This window comes from Pseudomonas carassii (genome assembly GCF_036324045.1).
In the GTDB taxonomy this organism is placed as follows: domain Bacteria; phylum Pseudomonadota; class Gammaproteobacteria; order Pseudomonadales; family Pseudomonadaceae; genus Aquipseudomonas; species Aquipseudomonas peradeniyensis.
Map to the genome: position 1 here is coordinate 89,458 of NZ_JAZDCT010000008.1, position 22,174 is coordinate 111,631.

A 22,174-nucleotide genomic window follows, 5' to 3' on the forward strand; every position below is an offset into this window, starting at 1 on the left:
TCACGAGCCGGGGCTTTTTCATGACGCTACGACCGGATCAGCCGTTGAACACGTCATCCACGCTTTTCAGCGGGTAGTGCTTCGGATACGGCAGGGTGGCCACGCCGGATTCGATGGCGGCCTTGGCCACGGCATCGGAAACCACGGTGATCAGACGGGCATCCAGCGGCTTCGGAATGATGTACTCGCGGCCGAATTCCAGGGCCTGCACGCCATAGGCGTCGCAGACTTCCTTCGGCACCGGCTGCTTGGCCAGGTCCTTCAGGGCGATGGCGGCGGCGATCTTCATCTCTTCGTTGATGCGCTTGGCGCGAACGTCCAGGGCACCGCGGAAGATGAACGGGAAGCCCAGTACGTTGTTGACCTGGTTCGGGTAGTCGGAACGACCGGTGGCCATGATCACGTCGCTGCGGGTGGCGTGAGCCAGCTCCGGGGCGATTTCCGGATCCGGGTTCGAGCAGGCGAACACGATCGGGTTGGCGGCCATCGACTTCAGACCTTCCGGGCTCAGCAGGTTCGGACCGGACAGGCCGACGAACACATCGGCGCCGTTCAGGGCGTCAGCCAGGGTGCGCTTGTCGGTGGCGTGGGCGAATTGGGCCTTGTACTGGTTCAGGTCGTCGCGACCGGCGTGGATCACGCCGCTGCGGTCGATCATGAAGATGTTCTCGACCTTGGCGCCCATGCTCACCAGCAGCTTCATGCAGGAGATGGCGGCGGCACCGGCGCCCAGGCAGACGATCTTCGCCTCCTCGAGCTTCTTGCCGGCGATTTCCAGGGCGTTGATCATGCCGGCGGCGGTAACGATGGCGGTACCGTGCTGGTCATCGTGGAAGACGGGAATGTCGCACTGCTCGATCAGGGTGCGCTCGATCTCGAAGCACTCAGGTGCCTTGATGTCTTCCAGGTTGATGCCGCCGAAGGTGATGGAGATGCGGCGAACGGTGTCAATGAAGGCCTGCGGGCTCTCCGACTCGACTTCGATATCGAACACGTCGATGCCGGCGAAACGCTTGAACAGAACACCCTTGCCTTCCATTACCGGCTTGGAAGCCAGCGGGCCGAGGTCGCCCAGACCGAGGATGGCGGTGCCATCGGAGATCACCGCAACCAGGTTGCCCTTGCCGGTGTACTTGTAGGCCAGCTCCGGATCACGGCCGATCTCGCGCACGGGCTCGGCGACGCCTGGGCTGTAGGCCAGGGCGAGGTCACGGGCGGTGGCGGTGGGCTTGGAGAGCTCGACGCTCAGTTTCCCCGGACGGGGCTGGGCGTGATATTCGAGAGCGGCGGTTTTCAGGTCTGACATGATGGGCATTCCGCTGTTTACTGTTCTGACGGACCGCCGAGGATACGCAAAGAGCCGGGGGGCGACAAGACTGCCCGGTCACTATGTGTCAAGGCCTTTGGCCTACGACTTTACGCTATAACCCACGGGGCTTACGGGAGCCAGTGTGTACAATCCAATAGCAAAATGTCTACAACTATTTACCCCGGAACGGCCGCCAACATGCTCGGATCGGTCAATGGCAACAGCCAGCGTCGCTGCCCGGGCTTGAGCCCTCCCTTGCGGGATCGATCCAGCACCCAGCCACGCGCCTCGACCTGGCGTCCCTTGAGGTTAGCGAAGAAGCTGGCGGGAAAGCGCTGCTGCAGACGAGCGGGGACCTGCAGCACCACGGCATCGTCGAGCTCCAGCCAGATACCGCCACGGTTGCGCTCGATCCCCTTGATCTGGCCGCCGATCACGGCAAAACCGGACTGCCTGACCTCCCCTGCGGGCACCACCGGCGACTGGCGCCATAACCCGGTTCCGGCGTTGCGCGCCTGCTGCTCGGCCTGTTGCTGGCAGCCCGACAAGGCCACGTTGGGGGCAATGGCAACCCGGTAGCCGAGGCCTTCGCTGAGCAGTTGTGCTTCGAGATTGTCGCCAGTACGGCTATAGATGTGCGCCAGGGTACGACCGTACTTGTCCTTGGGCTCCACGCCCGGGACCAGGCCGACGCGACCATCGCTGGCCTCGACCAACGCCTGCAGGCGCCGTTTCGCAGCCTCGGCGTAGGGCTCGCTGGTGCGACCCTTGCGGCCGATCTCGGGCGCATTGATGCCAATCAGCCGCACGTTGCGTCCATCACCCAGGCGCAAGGTATCGCCGTCGACCACCTGGCGCACCGTCACCTGCTGCGGCTGCTCGGGCAACGGACAGAAGGCCAGGGCCGGAAAATGCCAGATCGCGCCCACAAAAAAGGCGCCCACGAGGGGCGCCTTCTTTTGCAGCAACGCGAACCTCGAGAGATTCGCCATGCGCATGATTACTTCTTGGTACCGAACATACCGAAGCGATCGGCGAACTTCTGTACGCGACCACCGGTGTCCAGGACTTTCTGCTTACCGGTGTAGAACGGGTGGCACAGGTTGCAAACGTCGATCGCCAGGACGCTGCCCAGGGTCGAACGGGTTTCAAACTTGTTGCCGCAGCTGCAGGTGACTGCAACTACTTCGTAGTTCGGATGAATATCTGCTTTCATGGTCACTTCCTCGAGCTGCGTGCCGCCACCCAACACCTATTGTTGAATACCGCACGTAATTAGGCGGCGAATAATACCAGAGCGCGGCCGCAGCGCAAGTTGTCGCTTGCACCGACCGTCGTCTGCTAGGCTCGCCTGATTTGTGAAACGCCCTCCAGAGACCTTCCGCGTGTCCGACGTCATCCTGCGCCTTGCCCTGCCCTCGCCCCTGCGTCGCCTGTTCGACTACCGGGCGCCCGCGAGCATGGCGCGCCAGGCACTGACGCCCGGCATGCGCATCCGCGTGCCGTTCGGCCGCCGCGAGATGATCGGCGTGCTGGTGGAGGTCGCCACGCACAGCGAAGTCCCCGCCGACAAGCTCAAGCCGGCCAGCGCCCTGCTCGACCCGGTTTCGCCCGTGCCGCCCGCCTTGTTCAAGCTGTGCCTGTGGACGGCGCAGTACTACCAGCACAGCCTGGGCGACACCTTGAGCTGGGCGCTGCCGACCCTGCTGCGCCAGGGCGAGCCGGCCGAGGCGCGTCAGGAGCGCTTCTGGCACGTCGCCCCCGGGGCACGCCTGGAGGACCCGCGCATCGCCCGCGCCCCGCGCCAGCGCGATGCCCTCAAGACCCTGTCGCAACACCCCCACGGCGTGGCCCACAGCCTGTTGAGCAAGCTCGGCCTGAACAAGGACAGCCTCGACCTGCTGCTGGCCAAGGAGCTGGTGAACGTCGAGGTCCGCCGCCACCTGCCCGCCGCGCGCCACGAGCACTGGCTGGCCCAGCCAGAACTGCCGCTCAACGAGGAGCAGCGCGCGGCGTTCGAGGCGGTGCGCGCGGGCTTCGGCGCCTTCCACGCCTATCTGCTGGCCGGGGTCACCGGCAGCGGCAAGACCGAGGTGTACCTGCAGCTGATCCGCGAAACCCTCGAAGCCGGCAAGCAGGCGCTGATCCTGATCCCCGAGATCAACCTCGGCCCGCAGACCCTGCAACGCTTCGAGCAGCGCTTCAACGCCCGCATCGCCCTGCTGCACTCGGCGGTGGGCGACCGCGAACGCCTGGACGCCTGGCTGGCGGCCCGCGATGGCGACGCCGACATCATCATCGGCACCCGCTCGGCGCTGTTCACGCCAATGAAGAACCCGGGCCTGATCATCATCGACGAGGAGCACGACGGCTCCTATAAACAGCAGGAAGGCCTGCGTTACCACGCCCGCGACCTGGCGGTGGTCCGCGCCCACCAGGAGAACATCCCGATCCTGCTGGGCTCGGCCACGCCGTCGCTGGAAAGCCTGCACAACGCCCACAGCGGCCGCTACGGCCTGCTGCGCATGAACCAGCGCGCCGGTGGCGCCAAGGCACCACGCTTCCTGCGCCTGGATGTGCGCAGCCTGCCGCTGGACAGCGGCATCAGCGGCCCGCTGCAACAGGCCATCCGCCAGACCCTGGAGGCTGGCCAGCAGGTGCTGGTGTTCCTCAATCGCCGCGGTTTTGCCCCGACGTTGCTGTGCCACGACTGCGGCTGGCTGTCCGAGTGCCCGCGCTGCGATGCGCGCATGACCGTGCACCAGCGCTCCGCCGTGCTGCGCTGCCACCACTGTGGCTACGACGAGCGCCTGCCGTTGCAGTGCCCGCAGTGCGCCCACGTCGACCTGCGCCCGGTGGGGGCCGGCACCGAGCGCGCCGAAGAGCGGCTCAAGGTGCTGTTCCCCGACTACCCGATCCTGCGCGTGGACCGCGACAGCACCTCGCGCAAGGACGCCATGCACAACCTGTTCGCCACCATCCAGCGCGGTCAGCCGAGCATCCTGGTCGGCACCCAGATGTTGGCCAAGGGGCACCACTTCCCCCGCGTCACCCTGGTGGCGATTCTCGATGCCGATGGTGGACTGTTCTCCGGCGACTTCCGCGCCAGCGAGCGCATGGCCCAGCTGATCGTCCAGGTTGCCGGTCGCGCCGGACGCGCCGAGGAACCGGGCAAGGTCATCGTGCAGACCCACCTGGCCGACCATCCGCTGCTGGTGCAACTGACCGAGCAGGGCTACTTCGCCTTCGCCGAGCAGGCCCTGAGCGAACGCCGCGCCGCCGGCCTGCCGCCGTTCGCCCACCTGGCCCTGCTGCGTGCGGATGCGCACAAGCCGGGCCAGGCCGAGAGTTTCCTCGACGAAGCTTGCGCCGCCGCCGAGCGGGTCATGGCCGAACAGGGTCTGCACGGCATCGAGCTGCTGGGGCCGGTCCCAGCGCCCATGGAACGACGGGCGGGCCGCTTCCGCGCGCAACTATTGCTCCAGGCCAATGCCCGGGCTCAGTTGCATCGACTGATCAGTGCCTGGTTGCTAGTGTTGGAGCAGATGCCATCGGGCCGGCAGGTGCGCTGGTCGCTGGATGTCGATCCGGTGGACCTTTACTGACTGTTTCAGGGTTGTCGTGGGAGCGGGCCTGCCCCGCGATGGCGTCATCGCGGGGCAGGCCCGCTCCCACGCCGACAATGGCTTGTGCCCCAAAAGGTTGGCAACCCGCCCCCGGCAACGGATAATGCCCAGTTTTTCCACCTGCGCATCGAAGCGCTCACCGCGCTTGCGGTCGAAAAGAGAATCCCATGAAAGACACCATTCGCCAGCTGATCCAGCAAGCCCTCACCCAACTCGTCGCCGACGGTGTGCTGCCTGAAGGGCTGACGCCGGCGATCCAGGTGGAAAACGCCCGGGACAAGACCCACGGCGACTTCGCCAGCAACATCGCCATGATGCTGGCCAAGCCAGCCGGCATGAAGCCCCGCGACCTGGCCGAAAAACTCATCGCCAGCCTGCCGGCCAGCCCCGACATCACCAAGGTCGAGATCGCCGGCCCCGGCTTCCTGAACTTCTTCCAGAACACCCAGGCCCTGGCCAACCGCCTCGACGCCGCCCTGGCCGATGAGCACCTGGGCGTGCGCAAGGCCGGCCCGGCCGAGAAGGTGGTGATCGACATGTCGGCACCGAACCTGGCCAAGGAGATGCACGTCGGCCACCTGCGCTCGACCATCATCGGCGACAGCGTCGCGCGCGTGCTGGAATTCCTCGGCGATGACGTCATCCGCCAGAACCACGTGGGCGATTGGGGCACCCAGTTCGGCATGCTGCTGGCCTATCTGGAAGAAAACCCGATCACCAGCGACGAGCTGTCGGACCTGGAGAACTTCTACCGCGCCGCCAAGAAGCGTTTCGACGAGTCCGAGGACTTCGCCACCCGCGCCCGCGGCCTGGTGGTCAAGCTGCAGGCCGGCGACCCTGAGTGCATGGCCCTGTGGACACGCTTCAAGGACATCTCGCTGTCGCACTGCCAGAAGACCTACGAGCTGCTCAACGTCAAGCTGACCATGGCCGACGTGATGGGCGAGAGCGCCTACAACGCCGACCTGGCCAACGTGGTCGCCGATCTCAAGACCAAGGGCCTGCTGGTCGAGGACCAGGGCGCCCAGTGCGTGTTCCTCGAGGAGTTCAAGAACGCCGAGGGCGATCCGCTGCCGGTGATCGTGCAGAAGGCCGACGGCGGCTACCTGTACGCCACCACCGACCTGGCCGCCGTGCGCTACCGCAGCAACACGCTGCAGGCCGACCGCGCCCTGTACTTCGTCGACCAGCGCCAGGCCCTGCACTTCAACCAGGTGTTCGAAGTGGCCCGCCGTGCCGGTTTCGTCGGCCACCCGATGAAGATGGAGCACATGGGCTTCGGCACCATGAACGGCGCCGATGGCCGCCCGTTCAAGACCCGTGATGGCGGCACCGTCAAGCTGATCGACCTGCTCACCGAGGCCAAGGACCGCGCCTACGCGCTGGTCAAGGAGAAGAACCCGTCGCTGGCCGAGGACGAACTGCGCCACATCGGCGAGGTGGTCGGCATCGGCGCGGTCAAGTACGCCGACCTGTCCAAGCACCGCACCAGCGACTACAGCTTCAACTTCGAACTGATGCTCAACTTTGAAGGCAACACCGCGCCCTACCTGCTGTACGCCTACACCCGCGTGGCCGGCGTGTTCCGCAAGCTCGGCAAGGGCTTTGACGAAGTCGACGGCAGCATCGTCCTGCAGGCAGCGCACGAGCAGGACCTGGCCGCGCGCCTGGCGCAGTTCGGCGAGATCCTCAACAACGTCGCCGAAAAAGGCACGCCGCACGTGCTGTGCAGCTACCTGTACGACCTCGCCGGCCTGTTCTCCAGCTTCTACGAGAACTGCCCGATCCTTTCCGCCGAAACCGCCGAACAGCAGCAGAGCCGCCTGCGCCTGGCTGCCCTGACTGGCCGCACCCTCAAGCAGGGCCTGGAACTGCTCGGCCTGGAAACCCTGGAGCGCATGTAAGTTGGCTGCAAAGAAGAAACCCGCACCCAAGCGCGGCGCCAGCCGCTCCCAGCCGCCTGCCAGCAAGCAGCCGATCCCGGGCTGGGTGTGGCTGGCGGTCGGCCTGACGGTCGGCGCCTTCATCGTCTTCCTGATGAAGCTCGAGCCGGGCGGCGACGACATCAAGCGCGCCAAGCCCGAGCAACAGAAGCCAGTTGCCGAGGCGAGCAAGACCACCTCGCCGACGCCACAGCAGCCGGTGAAGCCGAAGTACGACTTCTACACCCTACTGCCGGAGTCGGAAGTGATCGTGCCGCCCGAGGCCGTGCCGGAGAAGACCCCGCCGGTACCGGCGCAGCCACCCGTGCCAAGCACGCCGGTCACCCCGGCGGAAGCGGCGAAGATCGACACCGCCCGCGCCCAGGCCGCGCTGCTGGGGCAGACGCCGCCACCAGCACCTCCGGTGATCAAGCCGGCGACCACCACCCAGTTCTTCTTGCAGGCCGGCTCGTTCCGCAAGCAGGCGGACGCCGACAAAGTCCGCGCGCAGATCATTCTGCTCGGCCAGGCGGTCAAGGTGGAGTCGGGCACGGTCAAGGAAGAGACCTGGTACCGCGTGATGGTCGGCCCGTTCAGCAACCGTGAACAGCTGACCGTGGCGCAGAAGCAACTGGCCGGGGCAGGCTTCAGCAACCTGCTGCTGCAACAACGGCGCCAGTAACGAGAAAGGCCTTGCCGCACTCAGCGACAAGGCCTTTTTTCATACCCGGCGACGCTCGGCGTTGACCTGGGAGATCTGGCTGTTGAGCGTCCAGAAGTCATACAGCACGCCCAGCAGGAACAGACCGCCGGTAAACAGGTAGATCAAGGCACTGATCCACTTGCCCTGGTACAGCCGGTGCACGCCAAAGATGCCGAGGAAGGTCAGCAGGATCCACGCCAGGTTGTAATCCACCCCACCCGATTCGAAGCGCATGTCCGCCTCGCGGTCCATCGACGGGATCAGGAACAGGTCGATCAGCCAGCCGATGCCCAGCAGCCCGAGAGTGAAGAACCAGATCGTCCCGGTGATTGGCTTGCCGTAGTAGAAACGGTGCGAGCCAGTGAAGCCGAAGATCCACAGCAGATAGCCGAGGACCTTGCTGTGGGTGTCGTGCGCGGAGGCACCCTGTTGATAACCATTCATTCGAAGCCCTCGTGGGATAGCCGAAAATTTTCTAACGAAAAATGTGACTTTTTCGTTTTTGCCCGACATATGGTACGTGGCTGTGCGACCAACGGATCAGAATTTGATCAAAAAGCTGTTATAAAGTTGCGCGCCAACACTTATAAAGAGCTTCATCTATGCCACCTTTCTTCAAGACATGGCTGACCCTCTGCCTTTTATTGCCCCTGGCCGCCCACGCCACCAACCGTGAGCAACGTCTTCCCAGCGGATTCACCGGCTACACGACCAACGCCGATGCCACGGTGAAACGCGCCCCGATCCAGTACCGCAGCACTGCCAGTCAACGCGCCCGCCCGGCCAACGCCGCCAAGCAGCACGCCGTGGGCATGCAAGCGGTGGCGATGTCACCGAAGCAGAGTAGCGAAGTGCTCAGCCGTGCGGTGAACGTGCTCGGCACACCCTATCGCTGGGGCGGCAGCAGCCCGAAGAAGGGCTTCGACTGCAGCGGCCTGGTCAAGTATGCGTTCAACGACGTGGCGGATGTCGACCTGCCGCGCACCTCCAATGCCATGGCCCAGGGCCAGGGCGTCAAGGTGGCCAAGGGCGACCTCAAGCCAGGCGACCTGATCTTCTTCAACATCAAGAGCCGTCAGGTCAACCACGTCGCCATCTACCTGGGCAACGACCGTTTCATCCACGCGCCGCGCACCGGCAAGCGGGTGAGCATCGACAGCCTGGAGAAGCCTTACTGGCAGAAGCACTACGTGGTGGCCAAACGCGTGCTGCCCAAGCAGCAACAGGCGCTGAGCCTGGCCAAACGCTGAAACCCCGATAGCGGGACAAATCACATCGGCGCACCGCTGCTCCCTCGGACCAGGCAAGGCTGGCGTGGGAGCGGGCTTGCCCCGCGATCAGATTAAAGTCGTATCGATTATCCCCCGCGCCTCCAGCGCCCGCAGCGCCCCCTCCATCGTGCACATTCCCGCCGCCGCACCAGCCTGCATCAGCGAATGAATCTGAGCCAGGCGTCCCTCGCGTATCAGGTTGCGCACCGCCGGCGTCGCCACCAGCACCTCCCGCGCCGCGACACGCCCGCCGCCTGATCGCCGAACCAGTGCCTGAGCGACCACCAGCCGCAGGGATTCGGCCAGCATGCTTCGCATCAGCGGCTTTTCCTCCGCAGCAAACACCTCCACCAGCCGGTCGATACTGTTCACCGCCGATCGCGTATGCACCGTGGCCAGCACCAGGTGCCCGGTTTCCGCGGCACGCAACGCCAGGCGAATGCTGTGCAGATCGCGCAGCTCACCGATCATGATCACATCCGGGTCCTGACGCAGGGCGCTGCGCAGGGCCTGGGCAAAGTCACGGCTATGCAGGCCGACCTCACGCTGGTTGACCAGGCTGCGCTGGCTGGCATGGATGAACTCGATCGGGTCCTCGAGCGTGACGATATGCAATGCGTATTCGCGGTTGAGCCGATCGATTAGCGCCGCCAGGGTGCTCGACTTGCCACTGCCGGTGGCACCACCCACCAGGACCAGGCCATCCCGGCACCGGGAGATGATTTGAAACACATCCGTCAGTTCAAGTGCCTCCAGACAGGGCACGCTCGCGGGGATCAAACGCACGCTGGCACTCGGGCCATTGCGCTGGCGGAACAGGTTCAGCCGAAAGCGCCCCAGCTCATCCAGGCTCACCGCCAGGTCCAGCTCATCGCCGCCAGCCCACTGTCGCCGCTGCTCATCAGCGAGCAAGGCAGCCATCCCGTCTTCCAGCGCTCCTGCCGTCAGCACCGGGAGATCCAGGCGCTGCAACACCCCATCCATTCGCAGCAACGGCCGCTCGCCAGCGACCAGGTGCAGGTCGCTGGCACCAGCACTCTGGGCCCTGCGCAACAGGTCGGTCACATCCATGAGACTCCCCAACGGCGATCAAGCAGGTAGAATGCCGCAGACCCCAAAGCCGTCGGCGACGAACCATGTCCACCCTAGCAGACAACATTGGCGCCATTGCCACCCGCATCGACAGCGCGGCCAGGGCCGCCGGACGCGACCCGGCCAGCATCCATCTGCTGGCAGTGAGCAAGACCAAGCCCGCCAGCGCGATTCGCGAGGCCTACGCCGCCGGGTTGCGCGATGTGGGCGAGAACTACCTTCAGGAAGCCCTGACAAAACAACAGGCACTTTCCGACCTGCCCTTGATCTGGCACTTCATCGGCCCCATCCAGTCGAACAAGACCAAGGCCATCGCCGAGCATTTCGACTGGGTACATTCCGTGGACCGTCTGAAGATCGCCCAACGCCTCTCCGAGCAGCGCCCTGCCGGCCTGGCGCCGCTGAACGTCTGCCTGCAGGTCAACGTCAGCGGCGAGGACAGCAAGTCCGGCTGCGCGCCCGCCGAGCTGCCGGCCCTCGCCCAGGCGGTGAACGCCCTGCCCGGCCTGCGCCTGCGCGGCTTGATGGCGATTCCTGAGCCGACCGAGGACCGCGCCGAGCAGGAGGCCGCCTTTGCCATCCTGCGCCAGCTCCAGGCGCAGATGGGCCTCGGCCTGGACACCCTGTCGATGGGCATGAGCCACGACCTGGAAGCCGCCATCGCCCAAGGTGCGACCTGGGTCCGCATCGGCACCGCCCTGTTCGGCGCCCGCGACTACGGGCAGCCCTGAATCCATGCTTAACTCACTCTTTCCCTCAAGGACCTGACATGAGCAAGACTCGTATTGCCTTTATCGGCGCCGGCAACATGGCCGCCAGCCTGATCGGCGGCCTGCGTGCCCAGGGCCTGGACGCCGCGCAGATCCGCGCCAGCGACCCGGGTGCCGAGACCCGCGCGCGGATCCAGGCCGAGCACGGCATCGAAGCCTTCGAAAGCAACGCCCAGGCCATCGAGGGCGTCGACGTGATCGTGCTGGCGGTCAAACCGCAGGTCATGAAGGCTGTCTGCGAAACGCTGAAGCCGAACCTCAAGCCCGGCCAGTTGGTGGTTTCCATCGCCGCCGGCATCACCTGCGCCAGCCTGCAGGCCTGGCTGGGGGCGATCCCGGTGGTGCGCTGCATGCCCAACACCCCGGCGCTGCTGCGCCAGGGCGTCAGCGGCCTGTACGCCACCGGGGAAGTGTCCACCGAGCAGCGCCAGCAGGCTGAACAGCTGCTGTCGGCTGTCGGCACCGCCTTGTGGCTGGACGAAGAGCAACAGCTGGATGCCGTCACCGCCGTCTCCGGAAGCGGCCCGGCCTATTTCTTCCTGCTGATCGAAGCCATGACCGCCGCCGGCGAGAAACTCGGCCTGCCGCGTGAAACCGCCTCGCAACTCACCCTGCAGACCGCCCTGGGCGCCGCCCGCATGGCGGTTGCCAGCGATGTCGACGCCGCCGAGCTGCGCCGTCGCGTGACCTCGCCGGCCGGCACCACGGAGGCGGCGATCAAGTCGTTCCAGGCCAGCGGTTTCGAGGCGATCGTCGAGCAGGCACTTCAGGCCGCGGCGAAACGTTCCGCCGAACTGGCCGAACAACTGGGCAAATAAGGAGCCATTGATGAATGCATTGTCCGGCGCCGCGATCTTCGTGGTGCAAACCCTGGTCAGCCTGTACCTGGTGATCGTCCTGCTGCGCTTCGTGCTGCAACTGGTCAAGGCCGACTTCTACAACCCGCTGAGCCAGTTCGCCGTGCGTGCCACCCAGCCGCTGCTCAAGCCGCTGCGCCGGGTGGTCCCCAGCATCGCCGGCCTGGATACCTCCTCGCTGCTGCTGTCGATCCTGATCCAGGCGCTGCTGATGGCCTTCGTGCTGATGGTCACCTACGGTACCTTCGGCGACATCCTGCACCTGCTGATGTGGTCGATCCTGGGCATCACCTCGCTGTTCCTGAAGATCTTCTGGGTGGCGATGATCGTCATGGTCATCGTCTCGTGGGTCGCGCCGAACAGCCACAACCCGGCCGCCGAGCTGGCCTACCAGATCAGCGAGCCGGTGCTGGCGCCGTTCCGCCGCCTGGTGCCGAACCTCGGCGGCATGGATATTTCGCCGATCTTCGCCTTCATCGCCATCCAGGTGATCCAGTCGTTCCTGATGCCCCAGCTGGCGGCCTACGCCGGCATGCCGCAAGAGCTGTGGCGGATGATCTGACCCGCACTGTATCCAGCGGCAAGCCTTTGCTTGCCGCTGGGGGTAGCGCTCTTTAGACTTACGCCTCCGTCAAGCGTGAGCAGGGTCGATGTCCACTGTCCTTCCCGAAGATTCCGTCGGTCTGGTAACACCGCAGATTGCCCGGTTCGATGAACCGCTGGCCCTGGCTTGTGGCCGCTCCCTGGCCTCGTACGAGCTCATCTACGAAACCTATGGCACCCTAAACAGCAGCGCCAGCAATGCCGTGCTGATCTGCCATGCGTTGTCCGGCCATCACCATGCCGCCGGCTACCATGCCGCCACCGACCGCAAGCCGGGCTGGTGGGACAGCTGCATCGGCCCCGGCAAGCCGATCGACACCAACCGGTTCTTCGTGGTCAGCCTGAACAACCTCGGCGGCTGCAACGGCAGCACCGGCCCCAGCAGCCTCAACCCGGCCACCGGCAAGCCCTACGGCGCCGACTTCCCGGTACTGACCGTGGAGGACTGGGTGCACAGCCAGGCGCGCCTGGCCGACCGCTTGGGGATCCAGACCTGGGCCGCCATCGTCGGTGGCAGCCTCGGCGGCATGCAGGCCCTGCAGTGGACCATCACCTACCCGGACCGCGTGCGCCACTGCGTGGACATCGCCTCGGCGCCCAAGCTGTCGGCGCAGAACATCGCCTTCAACGAAGTGGCGCGCCAGGCCATCCTCACCGACCCCGAGTTCCACGGCGGCTCGTTCCAGGACCAGGGCGTAATCCCCAAGCGCGGCCTGATGCTGGCGCGCATGGTCGGCCACATCACCTACCTGTCCGACGACTCGATGGGCGAGAAATTCGGCCGCGAGCTCAAGAGCGACAAGCTCAACTACGACTTCCACAGCGTCGAGTTCCAGGTCGAGAGCTACCTGCGCTACCAGGGCGAGGAGTTCTCCGGCCGCTTCGACGCCAACACCTACCTGCTGATGACCAAGGCGCTGGACTACTTCGACCCGGCCGCAGCCCATGGCGGCGACCTGGCGGCAACCCTGGCCCACGTCACGGCGCACTACTGCATCATGTCGTTCACCACCGACTGGCGCTTCTCGCCGGCCCGCTCGCGGGAGATCGTCGACGCCCTGATGGCCGCGCGCAAGAACGTCTGCTACCTGGACATCGACTCGCCCTATGGCCACGACGCCTTCCTCATCCCGACGCCCCGCTACATGCAGGGTTTCGCGAACTACATGAACCGCATCGCCCTCTGAGGACCGCATGAGAGCCGACCTGGAAATCATCCAAGACTGGATCCCCGCCGGCAGCCGGGTCCTCGACCTGGGCTGCGGCAACGGCGAACTGCTGGCCTCCTTGCGCGAGCGCAAGAACGTCACCGGCTATGGCCTGGAGATCGACGCCGATAACATCGCCGCCTGCGTGGCCAAGGGCGTCAACGTCATCGAGCAGGACCTGGACAAGGGCCTGGGCAACTTCGCCAGCAACAGTTTCGACGTGGTGGTCATGACCCAGGCCCTGCAGGCCGTGGAGTACCCCGACCGGATCCTCGACGAGATGCTGCGGGTGGGCCGCCAGTGCATCATCACCTTCCCCAACTTCGGCCACTGGCGCTGCCGCTGGTACCTGGCGACCAAGGGTCGCATGCCGGTTTCGGACTTCATGCCGTATACCTGGTACAACACCCCGAACATCCACTTCTGCACCTTCGAGGACTTCGAGAACCTGTGCCACGAGCGCAAGGCCAAGGTTCTCGACCGCCTGGCCGTCGACCGTCTGCACCGGAACGGGTTGGGCGGGCGGCTATGGCCTAATCTTCTAGGTGAGATCGGTATCTATCGGGTCAGCAGCCCGGGCCTGCAGGAGCATCAGCTCGCGGTCTGACCCTCGCGAACGGAGGAATGGGATCATGCGTCGACTAGCACTGTTTCTGATCAGCCTGTGCCTGGCCTTGCCGGTACTGGCTGCCGATGCCGCCAAGCCGGAGCGCAAGGAGGTGTTCGGCGATGTGACGGTCCACTACAGCGCCTTCACCTCGAGCATGCTGCAACCGGATATCGCCGCCGCCACGGGCCTGACCCGCAGCAAGAACCAGGGCGTGCTCAACATCGCCGTGCTCAAGGCCGAGAAGCCAGCAACGGCGGTGGTCAGCGGCACGGTGAAGGACCTGACCGGGCGCAGCAACCCGCTGTCGTTCAAGCAGATCACCGATCAGGGCGCGGTCTACTACATCGCCCAGTTCAAGATCGACCAGGCCGAGACCGTCACCTTCGATATCAACGTCGAAACCGGTGGCGTCAGCCATAAACTCAGCTTCAACCAGGAAGTGTTCCCAGGCGAATGATGAATCTTACGCAACTCGTATTGGCCAGCCACAACGCCGGCAAGCTCAAGGAACTGCAGGCCATGCTCGGCGAGTCCGTGCACCTGCGTTCGATCGGTGAATTCAGCCAGGTGGAGCCGGAAGAGACCGGCCTGTCGTTCGTCGAGAACGCCATCCTCAAGGCGCGCAACGCCGCACGCATCTCCGGCCTGCCGGCCCTGGCCGACGACTCGGGCCTGGCGGTGGACTTCCTCGGCGGCGCGCCGGGCATCTACTCGGCGCGCTACGCCGACGGCAAGGGCGACGCGGCGAACAACGCCAAGCTGCTCGAGGCCCTGAAGGACGTGCCGCAGGCGCAACGCGGCGCCCAGTTCGTCTGCGTCCTGGCCCTGGTGCGGCACGCCGACGACCCGTTGCCAATCCTCTGCGAAGGCCTGTGGCACGGCAGCATCCTGTTCGAGGCCAGTGGTGAGCACGGCTTCGGCTACGACCCGCTGTTCTGGGTCCCGGAGCGCAACTGCTCCAGCGCCGACCTCGCCCCGGTCGACAAGAACCAGCTCAGCCACCGCGCCCGCGCCATGGCCCTGCTGCGTCAACGTCTGGGCCTGGCATGACCGAAAAGCTGTTCGTGCAACCGGCGGGCCTGATCCTTCCCGAGCTCCCGCCGCTGTCGCTGTACATCCATATTCCTTGGTGCGTACGCAAATGCCCGTACTGCGACTTCAACTCGCACCAGGCCGGCCCGGCGCTACCGGAAGCCGAATACATCGACGCCCTGCTGGCCGACCTCGACCAGGAGCTGTCTGCCGTCCAGGGCCGCTCCATCAGCACGATCTTCTTCGGCGGCGGCACCCCCAGCCTGTTCAGCGCCGATGCGCTGGGTCGTCTGCTGCGCGGAGTCGAGCAACGCATCCCGTTCACCCCGGACATCGAGATCACCCTTGAGGCCAACCCGGGCACCTTCGAGCAGGAGAAGTTCAAGGCCTACCGGCAGACCGGCATCAACCGCCTGTCCATCGGCGTGCAGAGTTTCCAGCCGGCCAAGCTGGAAAGGCTGGGACGCATCCACAATGGCGAAGAAGCGGTGCGCGCCGCCGACATGGCCCGTGCGGCAGGCTTCGACAACTTCAACATGGACCTGATGCACGGCTTGCCGGACCAGTCGCTCGACGACGCCCTGGGCGACCTGCGTCAGGCCATCGAACTGGCGCCGACGCACCTGTCCTGGTACCAGCTGACGGTAGAGCCGAACACGGTGTTCTGGAACCAGCCGCCCGAGCTGCCCGAGGACGACATCCTCTGGGATATCCAGGAAGCCGGCCAGGCGCTGATGGCCGACCACGGTTACCGCCAGTACGAAGTCTCGGCCTACGCCCAGGCCGGTCGTGCCGCGCGGCACAACCTGAACTACTGGCGCTTCGGCGACTTCATAGGCATCGGTGCCGGCGCCCATGGCAAACTGTCGTTCCCCGACGGACGCATCCTGCGCACCTGGAAGACCCGCCTGCCCAAGGACTACCTGAACCCGGCCAAGCCGTTCAAGGCGGGCGAGAAGCTGCTGCCGGCCGGTGAGCTACCCTTCGAGTTCCTGATGAACGCCCTGCGCCTCACCGACGGGGTAGAGGCCGAACTGTTCAGCCTGCGCACCGGCCTACCCCTGGCACAACTGGCCGAAGCCCGCCGTGAAGCCGAACAAAAAGGCCTTTTGCGGGTCGAACCGGATCGGCTGGCAGCCACACCGCGTGGCCAGCTGTTCCTCAACGACCTGCTGCAGTACTTCTTGAATTAAGGATGACCCATGGACCTGGTACTTGACCTGCTCTCGACCGTTTCCCGCTGGAGCCGCAGCAACCTGTCAGAAATTTCGCTGGCCCTGGTGGGCTGCCTGCTGGTGCTGTTCGGCACCGACATCAAGGGCTGGGTGGAAGGCCGCCTGGGTGGCCTTGCCGGCGCCCTGCGGGTGCCGTTCATGGCGCTGCTGGTGATGATCGGCAGCGGCGCAGCGCTGATCTATGCGACGCCGTGGATCGTGAAGGGGCTGGGGCAGTTCAACAACTATGCGCTGGCACCGGTGCTGCTGGTGGTGCTGGTGTTGATTGGCGTGGTGGCCGATCGGCGGGGCTGAGGATTGGCTAAAAGCCGCCCTGGCGAGCCAGGACGGCTTCTCACCCGACTAACCCTTAGCGGGCATCGTCAAAGTGATCGCGCAGGAAGTCCCTGGCGGTCCTGAAAACGATCAGGATCCGAACCAGCTTCCAGACACGGCTCAGCGTATTCAGCAAACGCTTCATATGCCTTGGCCTCCGTGTTGGCTGGGCCAATCTTCCAGCGTCTGACCGGCACTTCGACGCCTTCGGAGATCATGTGGGGTGGTCTCCAGTGAAGTGGCCGGGTAGATGGCCCTTCGAAACTCTGCCGGCGCGGTTCGTAGGCCGCGTCGAAGGGGCCGAGACAGCAGAACGAATTCGCTTCCCGGCCCGCCACTGGAAATTCCCCCATGAGAGCGGGGCAATCTTACGACAGCGAAAGGTTCAAGGCTGTTACCTGCTCAGTCACACTTGATGCCTGATATTTCCGTGATTGACGCACTCCACGAGTACTCCTAGTATCGCGTTTGTGGGTGGTCTCCAGTGACGCTTGAAATGCGCAGGCTGAGGATTCGTAACCCGAAGCCCGCATAAAAAAACCGCCTTTAGCTAGGCGGTTTTTTTATGGCTGCAGACAGGCTTGGCTGGTGCCCTGTCGATATCTTCCAGGATGTTATAAGCCGATCACCATGAGCACAGTCAGGATCGCTCGCGCGCCAATTCCGACTCCAACCTTTGCCTCCATTGCCCCCCTTTCTTGCAACCCAAGGCTTCCGACTGCCGCAGCAGCGCCAAACGCTCGGACAATGCCAAATCAGGCTGCATGGCCAAGAGATACAGCCCCTCGGCCTTGTACATGTCGTAGGTCAGCGAACGTGCGGATGCCTCCACTGCCTCGGCGAACCAGCGGGGGCCTCCTGGCAGTTGAACGGAAAAGGCGTTTGCCGGGGTTGAACAACGACTTTCACGCAAAACCTGCGGATAAAGCGACAGGAAAGGATCGTCTCGCCCCAACGCATGCCTGAGTGCCTGGAACTGCTCGGCTTGTTCCGCAGTGTACTCAAACCCCTTGGCTGCGGGTCTGCAGCGGTACTGATAAGCGACCGCCGCTGCCAGGAACCCTTGATCCACCGCCTGATGCAAGCGAACACAAGACTCTGACTGCGGCGTTTCATCATGCCCGCCAGCAAGGGGGTGGAGACCTGACTGCCAGAACAGCGCCAGCACCTCGCCCGCATCAGCCGCCTGATCGATGTGAGCACGCGCCTCGGCAATTGAGACGTTCATTGCCAGAAGTCGCTCAAGGTCGTCGGCCTCCCCTCTTGCTTCGCGCGCGGCAAGCTCCTTGAGCTGCTCATGGGCCTGCTGCATCAGCGCTTGGGCATGTACCAGGTGCTGCTGGGAAGAAAGTGGGGGCGCACTCAACAGATCGGCGACCCCAAGACAGACAACAAGGGCGAGCCCTGTCAGCGACAGCACACCACGAAGTTTCAAAGCGCAGTCCTTTACGCACAGAGAAGGGGCCAGAGGCGCAACAGCACCTCTGGCAGGGGGAGGATCAAGCCAGTTTTTCGAACTTCAGGTCCCACACCCCATGTCCAAGTCGCTCACCGCGACGCTCAAACTTGGTGATCGGACGCTCTTGCGGACGCGGTACGTAGGCGCCATCGGCCGCCTGGTTGCGATAGCCCGGCGCTGCGCTCATCACTTCCAGCATGTACTCGGCATAGGGCTCCCAATCGGTCGCCATGTGGAATACGCCACCGGGCTTGAGCTTGCGGCGCACCAGCTCGGCGAACTCCAGCTGAACGATCCGGCGCTTGTGATGACGTGCCTTGTGCCACGGATCCGGGAAGAACAACATCAGGCGGTCGAGGCTGTTGTCGGCCACGCAGCGGTTGAGGACTTCGATGGCATCACAGTCGTACACCCGCAGGTTCTTCAGGCCCTGGGTCAGCACGCCATTTAGCAACGCGCCGACACCCGGACGGTGCACTTCGACACCGATGAAGTCCAGCTCGGGCGAGGCGGCGGCCATTTCCAGCAGCGAATGGCCCATGCCGAAGCCGATCTCCAGGGTGCGCGGCGCCGAACGGCCGAACACCTGGTCGTAGTCCACCGGGCTATCGGTGAGCGGCAGGATGAACAGCGGGCCGCCCTGCTCCAGGCCGCGTTGCTGGCCTTCGGTCATGCGCCCGGCACGCATCACGAAACTCTTGATGCGGCGGTGCGGGCGGGCTTCACCGTCTTCGGTGATCGGCGTTTCTTGCGATTCAGTCATCTGGGGCTCTTACTTGATCAGACCTTCCAGCGGCGAGGACGCGCTGGCATAGAGTTTCTTCGGCATGCGCCCGGCGAGATACGCCATGCGGCCGGCAAGGATGGCGTGCTTCATGGCCTCGGCCATCAGCACCGGTTGCTGGGCATGGGCGATGGCCGAGTTCATCAGCACCGCCTCGCAGCCCATCTCCATGGCGATGGTGGCGTCGGAGGCGGTACCCACGCCGGCATCGACCAGCACCGGCACCTTGGATTCCTCAAGGATGATCTGCAGGTTGTAGGGGTTGCAGATACCCAGGCCGGTTCCGATCAGGCCGGCCAGCGGCATGACGGCGATGCAGCCGGCTTCGGCCAGCTGGCGGGCGATGATCGGATCATCGCTGGTGTAGACCATCACGTCGAAGCCGTCCTTGACCAGCACTTCGGCGGCCTTGAGGGTTTCGATCACATTGGGGAACAGGGTCTTCTGGTCGGCCAGCACTTCCAGCTTCACCAGCGTCCGCTGCTCGTGGGACTTGTGGCCGTCGAGCAACTCACGGGCAAGGCGGCAGGTACGCACCGCTTCGACCGCATCGAAGCAGCCTGCGGTGTTCGGCAGGATGGTGTACTTGTCGGGCGACAGCACATCGAGCAGGTTCGGCTCGCCCGCGTTCTGGCCGAGGTTGGTGCGACGCACGGCCACGGTGACGATCTCGGCACCCGAGGCCTCGGTGGCCAGGCGGGTTTCTTCCATGTCACGGTACTTGCCGGTGCCGACCAGCAGGCGCGACTGGAAAGTGCGCCCGGCCAGGACGAAAGGCTTGTCGCTGCGAACGTTGCTCATCGATGTTCCTCTGGAAAGGTTAAGGGGCCTTGGATGAATCGGCGGGACGCGCTCAACCACCGCCAATGGCATGAACCACTTCGACCTGGTCGCCTTCGCTCAATCGCGTGCTCTCGTGCTGGCTGCGCGGCACGATGTCCAGGTTCAGTTCCACCGCCACCCGGCGGCCGGCCAGCTCCAGCCGGCCCAGCAGCGCCGCGACGCTCTCGCCCTCGGGCAGTTCGTAAGGTTCACCGTTCAATTGAATGCGCATGCGCACGGCCACCATTGTTCTTTGGGGCCCGCATTCTAGCCCCGATCCACTCCGCAACCCAAGGGCGATGCGCGCCATTAGTCGCGATTGTGGACCGTTCGGTCAGCCCAGGCGCCAGGCGGCCAGGCCCAGGCACAGCCAGCCAGCGAGGAAGCACAGGCCGCCCAGCGGAGTGATCATGCCGAGCTTGCCCAGACCGCTCAGGGTCAGTACGTAGAGGCTACCGGAGAACAGCACGATACCCACGGCGAACAGACCGCCGGCCCAGCCGACCAGGCGCCCCGGCAGGTGCGCCGAGAGCACCGCCACCGCGAGGATCGCCAGGGCGTGCACCAGTTGGTAGGTCACGCCGGTATGGAAGATCGCCAGGTAGTCGGCGCTGAGACGGCTCTTCAGGCCATGGGCGGCGAAGGCGCCGAGGGCGACGCCGGTAAAGCCGAAGAACGCGGCGAGCATCAGGAAGCTGCGAAGCATGGGACGACTCCTCGGGAGGGGTCTGTATAATGGCCCGTTCCAACGGTCCGGCCAAGCCATCACCATGCTGTCATCTCTCCTGCGCCACCTTTCCCGCGCCCTGCTCTGGTTCGCAGCCGGCAGTGCCGCCGTGGTCCTGGTGCTGCGCTGGGTTCCACCGCCCGGCACCGCGCTGATGGTCGAGCGCAAGGTAGAGTCGTGGTTCAGCGGCGAGCCCATCGACCTGCAACGCGACTGGACGCCGTGGGAGGACATCTCCGACGAACTCAAGGTCGCGGTCATCGCCGGCGAGGACCAGAAGTTCGCCAGCCACTGGGGCTTCGACATCCCAGCAATCCAGGCGGCGCTGGCCTACAACGAGCGTGGCGGCAAGGTGCGTGGCGCCAGCACGCTGACCCAGCAGGTGGCCAAGAATATGTTCCTGTGGTCCGGACGCAGCTGGCTGCGCAAGGGGCTGGAAGCCTGGTTCACCGCGCTGATCGAACTGTTCTGGTCGAAGGAGCGGATTCTCGAGGTCTACCTGAACAGCGCCGAATGGGGCAAGGGCGTGTTTGGCGCCCAGGCCGCGGCACGCTATCACTTCGGTGTGGACGCCAGCCGCCTGACGCGACAACAGGCCGCACAGCTCGCCGCGGTGCTGCCGAGCCCGATCAAGTGGAGTGCCAGCCGGCCAAGCGCCTATGTGGCGAGCCGGGCAGGCTGGATTCGCCGGCAGATGAGCCAGCTGGGCGGGCCGAGCTACCTGATGCAGCTGGATACTTCGCGCAGGCTTTGAGGCCTGGCTTTCGTGGGAGCGGGCTTGCCCCGCGATAGCCGATTCATCCGCAACATCGCCATCGCGGGGCAAGCCCGCTCCCACGCCCCCGCCACATTCTGGCGGACAAAAAAAGCCGCTGTCTCTTGCGAGAACAGCGGCTTTTTCACTTCAGCCAGGCACCGATCAGATCGCGATCAGTGCCTTGACCTTGTTCATCGCGTTCTTCTCCAGCTGGCGAATACGCTCGGCCGAAACGCTGTACTTCTCCGCCAGCTCATGCAGCGTAGCCTTTTCCTCGGCCAGCCAGCGCTGGTAGAGGATATCGCGACTGCGATCGTCCAGGCCTTGTAGCGCTTCATGCAGGTTGCTGGTGGAGTTGTCGCTCCAATCGGCGTCCTCCAGCTGCACGGCCGGGTCGTAGCGGTGGTCTTCCAGGTAATGCGCGGGCGACTGGAAGGCGCTGTCGTCGTCGGCTTCGGCCGCCGGGTCGAAGGCCATGTCCTGGCCACTCAGGCGGCTTTCCATCTCGCGCACTTCACGGGGTTCGACGCCGAGGCTTTCGGCCACGCGATGCACTTCGTCGTTGTTCAACCAGGCCAGGCGCTTCTTCTGGCTGCGCAGGTTGAAGAACAGCTTGCGCTGGGCCTTGGTGGTGGCCACCTTGACGATGCGCCAGTTGCGCAGGATGAACTCGTGGATCTCGGCCTTGATCCAGTGCACCGCGAAGGACACCAGACGCACGCCCATTTCCGGGTTGAAACGCTTTACCGCCTTCATCAGACCGACGTTGCCTTCCTGGATCAGGTCGGCCTGGGCCAACCCGTAGCCGGCGTAGCTACGGGCGATGTGTACGACGAAACGCAGGTGGGCCATCACCATTTGACGAGCGGCCTCGAGATCCTGCTCATAGTAGAGACGCTCGCCCAGATCACGCTCCTGCTCCGGCGACAGCAAAGGGATGCTGTTGACCGTGTGCACGTAGGCTTCCAGGTTTGCACCGGGAACCAGGGCATAGGCAGGTTGCAACGATGTGGTCATTCAAGTACCTCCGGCTTACAGACTCGTGCCTTGTGGGCACTGCCAGCATAGACAA

The 22,174-nt window shown here is 64.8% G+C and carries 25 protein-coding genes; 14 read left to right on the top strand and 11 right to left on the bottom strand.

The window, feature by feature from the left end; genetic code table 11:
- Window positions 1-37: 37 nt before the first annotated feature.
- From V0R62_RS08415 to rpmE, 3 genes are all read right to left on the bottom strand, one after another.
- Window positions 38-1,306, bottom strand: a complete 1,269-nt coding sequence (locus V0R62_RS08415) for a malic enzyme-like NAD(P)-binding protein (RefSeq protein WP_050707349.1) — start codon at window positions 1,304-1,306, stop codon at window positions 38-40.
- Window positions 1,307-1,485: 179 nt separating this feature from the next.
- Window positions 1,486-2,307, bottom strand: a complete 822-nt coding sequence (locus V0R62_RS08420) for a thermonuclease family protein (RefSeq protein ID WP_330103397.1) — start codon at window positions 2,305-2,307, stop codon at window positions 1,486-1,488.
- 2 nt (window positions 2,308-2,309) lie between these two features.
- The gene (gene rpmE, locus V0R62_RS08425) at window positions 2,310-2,525 is read right to left on the bottom strand and encodes a 50S ribosomal protein L31 (RefSeq protein WP_011531746.1); all 216 of its coding nucleotides are present in this window, start codon (window positions 2,523-2,525) and stop codon (window positions 2,310-2,312) included.
- A gap of 169 nt (window positions 2,526-2,694) precedes the next feature.
- Here rpmE and V0R62_RS08430 point away from each other — a divergent pair, with 169 nt between their 5' ends.
- The 3 genes from V0R62_RS08430 to V0R62_RS08440 all read left to right on the top strand — a co-directional run bounded on the left by V0R62_RS08430 (window position 2,695) and on the right by V0R62_RS08440 (window position 7,539).
- A complete protein-coding gene (locus tag V0R62_RS08430; RefSeq protein ID WP_330103398.1) occupies window positions 2,695-4,914 on the top strand; it encodes a primosomal protein N' in 2,220 nt (739 codons plus the stop codon).
- A gap of 188 nt (window positions 4,915-5,102) precedes the next feature.
- Complete coding sequence (argS, locus tag V0R62_RS08435; RefSeq protein WP_280080540.1) at window positions 5,103-6,839, top strand: arginine--tRNA ligase; 1,737 nt, start codon at window positions 5,103-5,105, stop codon at window positions 6,837-6,839.
- Between the two features lies 1 nt (window position 6,840).
- Window positions 6,841-7,539, top strand: a complete 699-nt coding sequence (locus V0R62_RS08440; RefSeq protein ID WP_330103399.1) for an SPOR domain-containing protein — start codon at window positions 6,841-6,843, stop codon at window positions 7,537-7,539.
- A 39-nt stretch (window positions 7,540-7,578) separates the two neighbouring features.
- Here V0R62_RS08440 and V0R62_RS08445 read toward each other — a convergent pair whose 3' ends face one another.
- Window positions 7,579-8,004, bottom strand: coding sequence for a TM2 domain-containing protein (locus V0R62_RS08445; RefSeq protein WP_330103400.1), 426 nt, complete (start codon window positions 8,002-8,004; stop codon window positions 7,579-7,581).
- Between the two features lie 158 nt (window positions 8,005-8,162).
- Here V0R62_RS08445 and V0R62_RS08450 point away from each other — a divergent pair, with 158 nt between their 5' ends.
- Window positions 8,163-8,810, top strand: coding sequence for a C40 family peptidase (locus tag V0R62_RS08450; RefSeq protein WP_330103401.1), 648 nt, complete (start codon window positions 8,163-8,165; stop codon window positions 8,808-8,810).
- Between the two features lie 87 nt (window positions 8,811-8,897).
- Here the strand turns inward: V0R62_RS08450 and V0R62_RS08455 are convergent, their stop codons facing one another.
- The gene (locus V0R62_RS08455) at window positions 8,898-9,902 is read right to left on the bottom strand and encodes a type IV pilus twitching motility protein PilT (RefSeq protein WP_330103402.1); all 1,005 of its coding nucleotides are present in this window, start codon (window positions 9,900-9,902) and stop codon (window positions 8,898-8,900) included.
- Window positions 9,903-9,967: 65 nt separating this feature from the next.
- On the opposite strand from V0R62_RS08455, the gene V0R62_RS08460 reads away from it, so the two are divergent.
- The 9 genes from V0R62_RS08460 (at window position 9,968) to V0R62_RS08500 (ending at window position 16,532) form a co-directional block, all read left to right on the top strand.
- Window positions 9,968-10,654, top strand: coding sequence for a YggS family pyridoxal phosphate-dependent enzyme (locus tag V0R62_RS08460; RefSeq protein WP_330103403.1), 687 nt, complete (start codon window positions 9,968-9,970; stop codon window positions 10,652-10,654).
- 38 nt (window positions 10,655-10,692) lie between these two features.
- Entirely contained in the window at window positions 10,693-11,511 is an 819-nt protein-coding gene (gene proC / locus V0R62_RS08465) for a pyrroline-5-carboxylate reductase (protein ID WP_330103404.1), read from the top strand.
- A gap of 10 nt (window positions 11,512-11,521) precedes the next feature.
- Window positions 11,522-12,112 (top strand): YggT family protein, encoded by a 591-nt coding sequence (locus V0R62_RS08470; protein ID WP_050707358.1) that lies wholly within the window; start codon window positions 11,522-11,524, stop codon window positions 12,110-12,112.
- A gap of 88 nt (window positions 12,113-12,200) precedes the next feature.
- Window positions 12,201-13,340, top strand: coding sequence for a homoserine O-succinyltransferase MetX (gene metX / locus V0R62_RS08475; RefSeq protein ID WP_330103405.1), 1,140 nt, complete (start codon window positions 12,201-12,203; stop codon window positions 13,338-13,340).
- 7 nt (window positions 13,341-13,347) lie between these two features.
- A complete protein-coding gene (metW, locus tag V0R62_RS08480; RefSeq protein WP_166885701.1) occupies window positions 13,348-13,968 on the top strand; it encodes a methionine biosynthesis protein MetW in 621 nt (206 codons plus the stop codon).
- A 25-nt stretch (window positions 13,969-13,993) separates the two neighbouring features.
- Complete coding sequence (locus V0R62_RS08485; protein ID WP_186712019.1) at window positions 13,994-14,428, top strand: DUF4426 domain-containing protein; 435 nt, start codon at window positions 13,994-13,996, stop codon at window positions 14,426-14,428.
- Window positions 14,425-15,021: an RdgB/HAM1 family non-canonical purine NTP pyrophosphatase gene (gene rdgB, locus V0R62_RS08490; RefSeq protein WP_330103406.1), complete on the top strand. Its 597-nt coding sequence runs from the start codon at window positions 14,425-14,427 to the stop codon at window positions 15,019-15,021. Before V0R62_RS08485 ends, rdgB begins: the two co-directional genes overlap by 4 nt.
- Entirely contained in the window at window positions 15,018-16,196 is a 1,179-nt protein-coding gene (gene hemW, locus V0R62_RS08495) for a radical SAM family heme chaperone HemW (RefSeq protein WP_330103407.1), read from the top strand. Before rdgB ends, hemW begins: the two co-directional genes overlap by 4 nt.
- A gap of 9 nt (window positions 16,197-16,205) precedes the next feature.
- Complete coding sequence (locus V0R62_RS08500; RefSeq protein ID WP_011531731.1) at window positions 16,206-16,532, top strand: DUF3392 family protein; 327 nt, start codon at window positions 16,206-16,208, stop codon at window positions 16,530-16,532.
- A gap of 661 nt (window positions 16,533-17,193) precedes the next feature.
- On the opposite strand, the gene V0R62_RS08505 is transcribed toward V0R62_RS08500, so the two are convergent.
- The 5 genes from V0R62_RS08505 to V0R62_RS08525 all read right to left on the bottom strand — a co-directional run bounded on the left by V0R62_RS08505 (window position 17,194) and on the right by V0R62_RS08525 (window position 20,324).
- Window positions 17,194-17,988 carry a hypothetical protein gene (locus V0R62_RS08505; RefSeq protein ID WP_330103408.1) on the bottom strand — a complete coding sequence of 265 codons (795 nt, stop codon included), beginning with the start codon at window positions 17,986-17,988 and terminating at the stop codon, window positions 17,194-17,196.
- 64 nt (window positions 17,989-18,052) lie between these two features.
- Entirely contained in the window at window positions 18,053-18,775 is a 723-nt protein-coding gene (trmB, locus tag V0R62_RS08510) for a tRNA (guanosine(46)-N7)-methyltransferase TrmB (RefSeq protein WP_330103409.1), read from the bottom strand.
- A 9-nt stretch (window positions 18,776-18,784) separates the two neighbouring features.
- Window positions 18,785-19,597 (bottom strand): thiazole synthase, encoded by an 813-nt coding sequence (locus V0R62_RS08515; protein ID WP_330103410.1) that lies wholly within the window; start codon window positions 19,595-19,597, stop codon window positions 18,785-18,787.
- Between the two features lie 52 nt (window positions 19,598-19,649).
- Entirely contained in the window at window positions 19,650-19,850 is a 201-nt protein-coding gene (gene thiS, locus V0R62_RS08520) for a sulfur carrier protein ThiS (RefSeq protein WP_050707401.1), read from the bottom strand.
- 102 nt (window positions 19,851-19,952) lie between these two features.
- Window positions 19,953-20,324 (bottom strand): DUF423 domain-containing protein, encoded by a 372-nt coding sequence (locus tag V0R62_RS08525; protein ID WP_186712022.1) that lies wholly within the window; start codon window positions 20,322-20,324, stop codon window positions 19,953-19,955.
- 64 nt (window positions 20,325-20,388) lie between these two features.
- Here V0R62_RS08525 and mtgA point away from each other — a divergent pair, with 64 nt between their 5' ends.
- Window positions 20,389-21,099 carry a monofunctional biosynthetic peptidoglycan transglycosylase gene (gene mtgA, locus V0R62_RS08530; protein ID WP_330103411.1) on the top strand — a complete coding sequence of 237 codons (711 nt, stop codon included), beginning with the start codon at window positions 20,389-20,391 and terminating at the stop codon, window positions 21,097-21,099.
- Between the two features lie 165 nt (window positions 21,100-21,264).
- Here the strand turns inward: mtgA and rpoH are convergent, their stop codons facing one another.
- Window positions 21,265-22,119 carry an RNA polymerase sigma factor RpoH gene (gene rpoH, locus V0R62_RS08535; RefSeq protein ID WP_050707365.1) on the bottom strand — a complete coding sequence of 285 codons (855 nt, stop codon included), beginning with the start codon at window positions 22,117-22,119 and terminating at the stop codon, window positions 21,265-21,267.
- Window positions 22,120-22,174 lie beyond the last annotated feature (55 nt).

Coding starts and splice junctions, on each gene's coding strand:
- V0R62_RS08485 (WP_186712019.1), top strand. CDS start 13,994: ATGCGTCGACTAGCACTGTTTCTGATCAGCCTGTGCCTGGCCTTGCCG.
- trmB (WP_330103409.1), bottom strand. CDS start 18,775: ATGACTGAATCGCAAGAAACGCCGATCACCGAAGACGGTGAAGCCCGC.
- V0R62_RS08500 (WP_011531731.1), top strand. CDS start 16,206: ATGGACCTGGTACTTGACCTGCTCTCGACCGTTTCCCGCTGGAGCCGC.
- V0R62_RS08525 (WP_186712022.1), bottom strand. CDS start 20,324: ATGCTTCGCAGCTTCCTGATGCTCGCCGCGTTCTTCGGCTTTACCGGC.
- V0R62_RS08515 (WP_330103410.1), bottom strand. CDS start 19,597: ATGAGCAACGTTCGCAGCGACAAGCCTTTCGTCCTGGCCGGGCGCACT.
- metX (WP_330103405.1), top strand. CDS start 12,201: ATGTCCACTGTCCTTCCCGAAGATTCCGTCGGTCTGGTAACACCGCAG.
- V0R62_RS08420 (WP_330103397.1), bottom strand. CDS start 2,307: ATGCGCATGGCGAATCTCTCGAGGTTCGCGTTGCTGCAAAAGAAGGCG.
- rpmE (WP_011531746.1), bottom strand. CDS start 2,525: ATGAAAGCAGATATTCATCCGAACTACGAAGTAGTTGCAGTCACCTGC.
- metW (WP_166885701.1), top strand. CDS start 13,348: ATGAGAGCCGACCTGGAAATCATCCAAGACTGGATCCCCGCCGGCAGC.
- mtgA (WP_330103411.1), top strand. CDS start 20,389: ATGCTGTCATCTCTCCTGCGCCACCTTTCCCGCGCCCTGCTCTGGTTC.
- proC (WP_330103404.1), top strand. CDS start 10,693: ATGAGCAAGACTCGTATTGCCTTTATCGGCGCCGGCAACATGGCCGCC.
- V0R62_RS08450 (WP_330103401.1), top strand. CDS start 8,163: ATGCCACCTTTCTTCAAGACATGGCTGACCCTCTGCCTTTTATTGCCC.
- hemW (WP_330103407.1), top strand. CDS start 15,018: ATGACCGAAAAGCTGTTCGTGCAACCGGCGGGCCTGATCCTTCCCGAG.
- V0R62_RS08455 (WP_330103402.1), bottom strand. CDS start 9,902: ATGGATGTGACCGACCTGTTGCGCAGGGCCCAGAGTGCTGGTGCCAGC.
- thiS (WP_050707401.1), bottom strand. CDS start 19,850: ATGCGCATTCAATTGAACGGTGAACCTTACGAACTGCCCGAGGGCGAG.
- V0R62_RS08460 (WP_330103403.1), top strand. CDS start 9,968: ATGTCCACCCTAGCAGACAACATTGGCGCCATTGCCACCCGCATCGAC.
- V0R62_RS08415 (WP_050707349.1), bottom strand. CDS start 1,306: ATGTCAGACCTGAAAACCGCCGCTCTCGAATATCACGCCCAGCCCCGT.
- V0R62_RS08470 (WP_050707358.1), top strand. CDS start 11,522: ATGAATGCATTGTCCGGCGCCGCGATCTTCGTGGTGCAAACCCTGGTC.
- rpoH (WP_050707365.1), bottom strand. CDS start 22,119: ATGACCACATCGTTGCAACCTGCCTATGCCCTGGTTCCCGGTGCAAAC.
- argS (WP_280080540.1), top strand. CDS start 5,103: ATGAAAGACACCATTCGCCAGCTGATCCAGCAAGCCCTCACCCAACTC.
- V0R62_RS08445 (WP_330103400.1), bottom strand. CDS start 8,004: ATGAATGGTTATCAACAGGGTGCCTCCGCGCACGACACCCACAGCAAG.
- rdgB (WP_330103406.1), top strand. CDS start 14,425: ATGATGAATCTTACGCAACTCGTATTGGCCAGCCACAACGCCGGCAAG.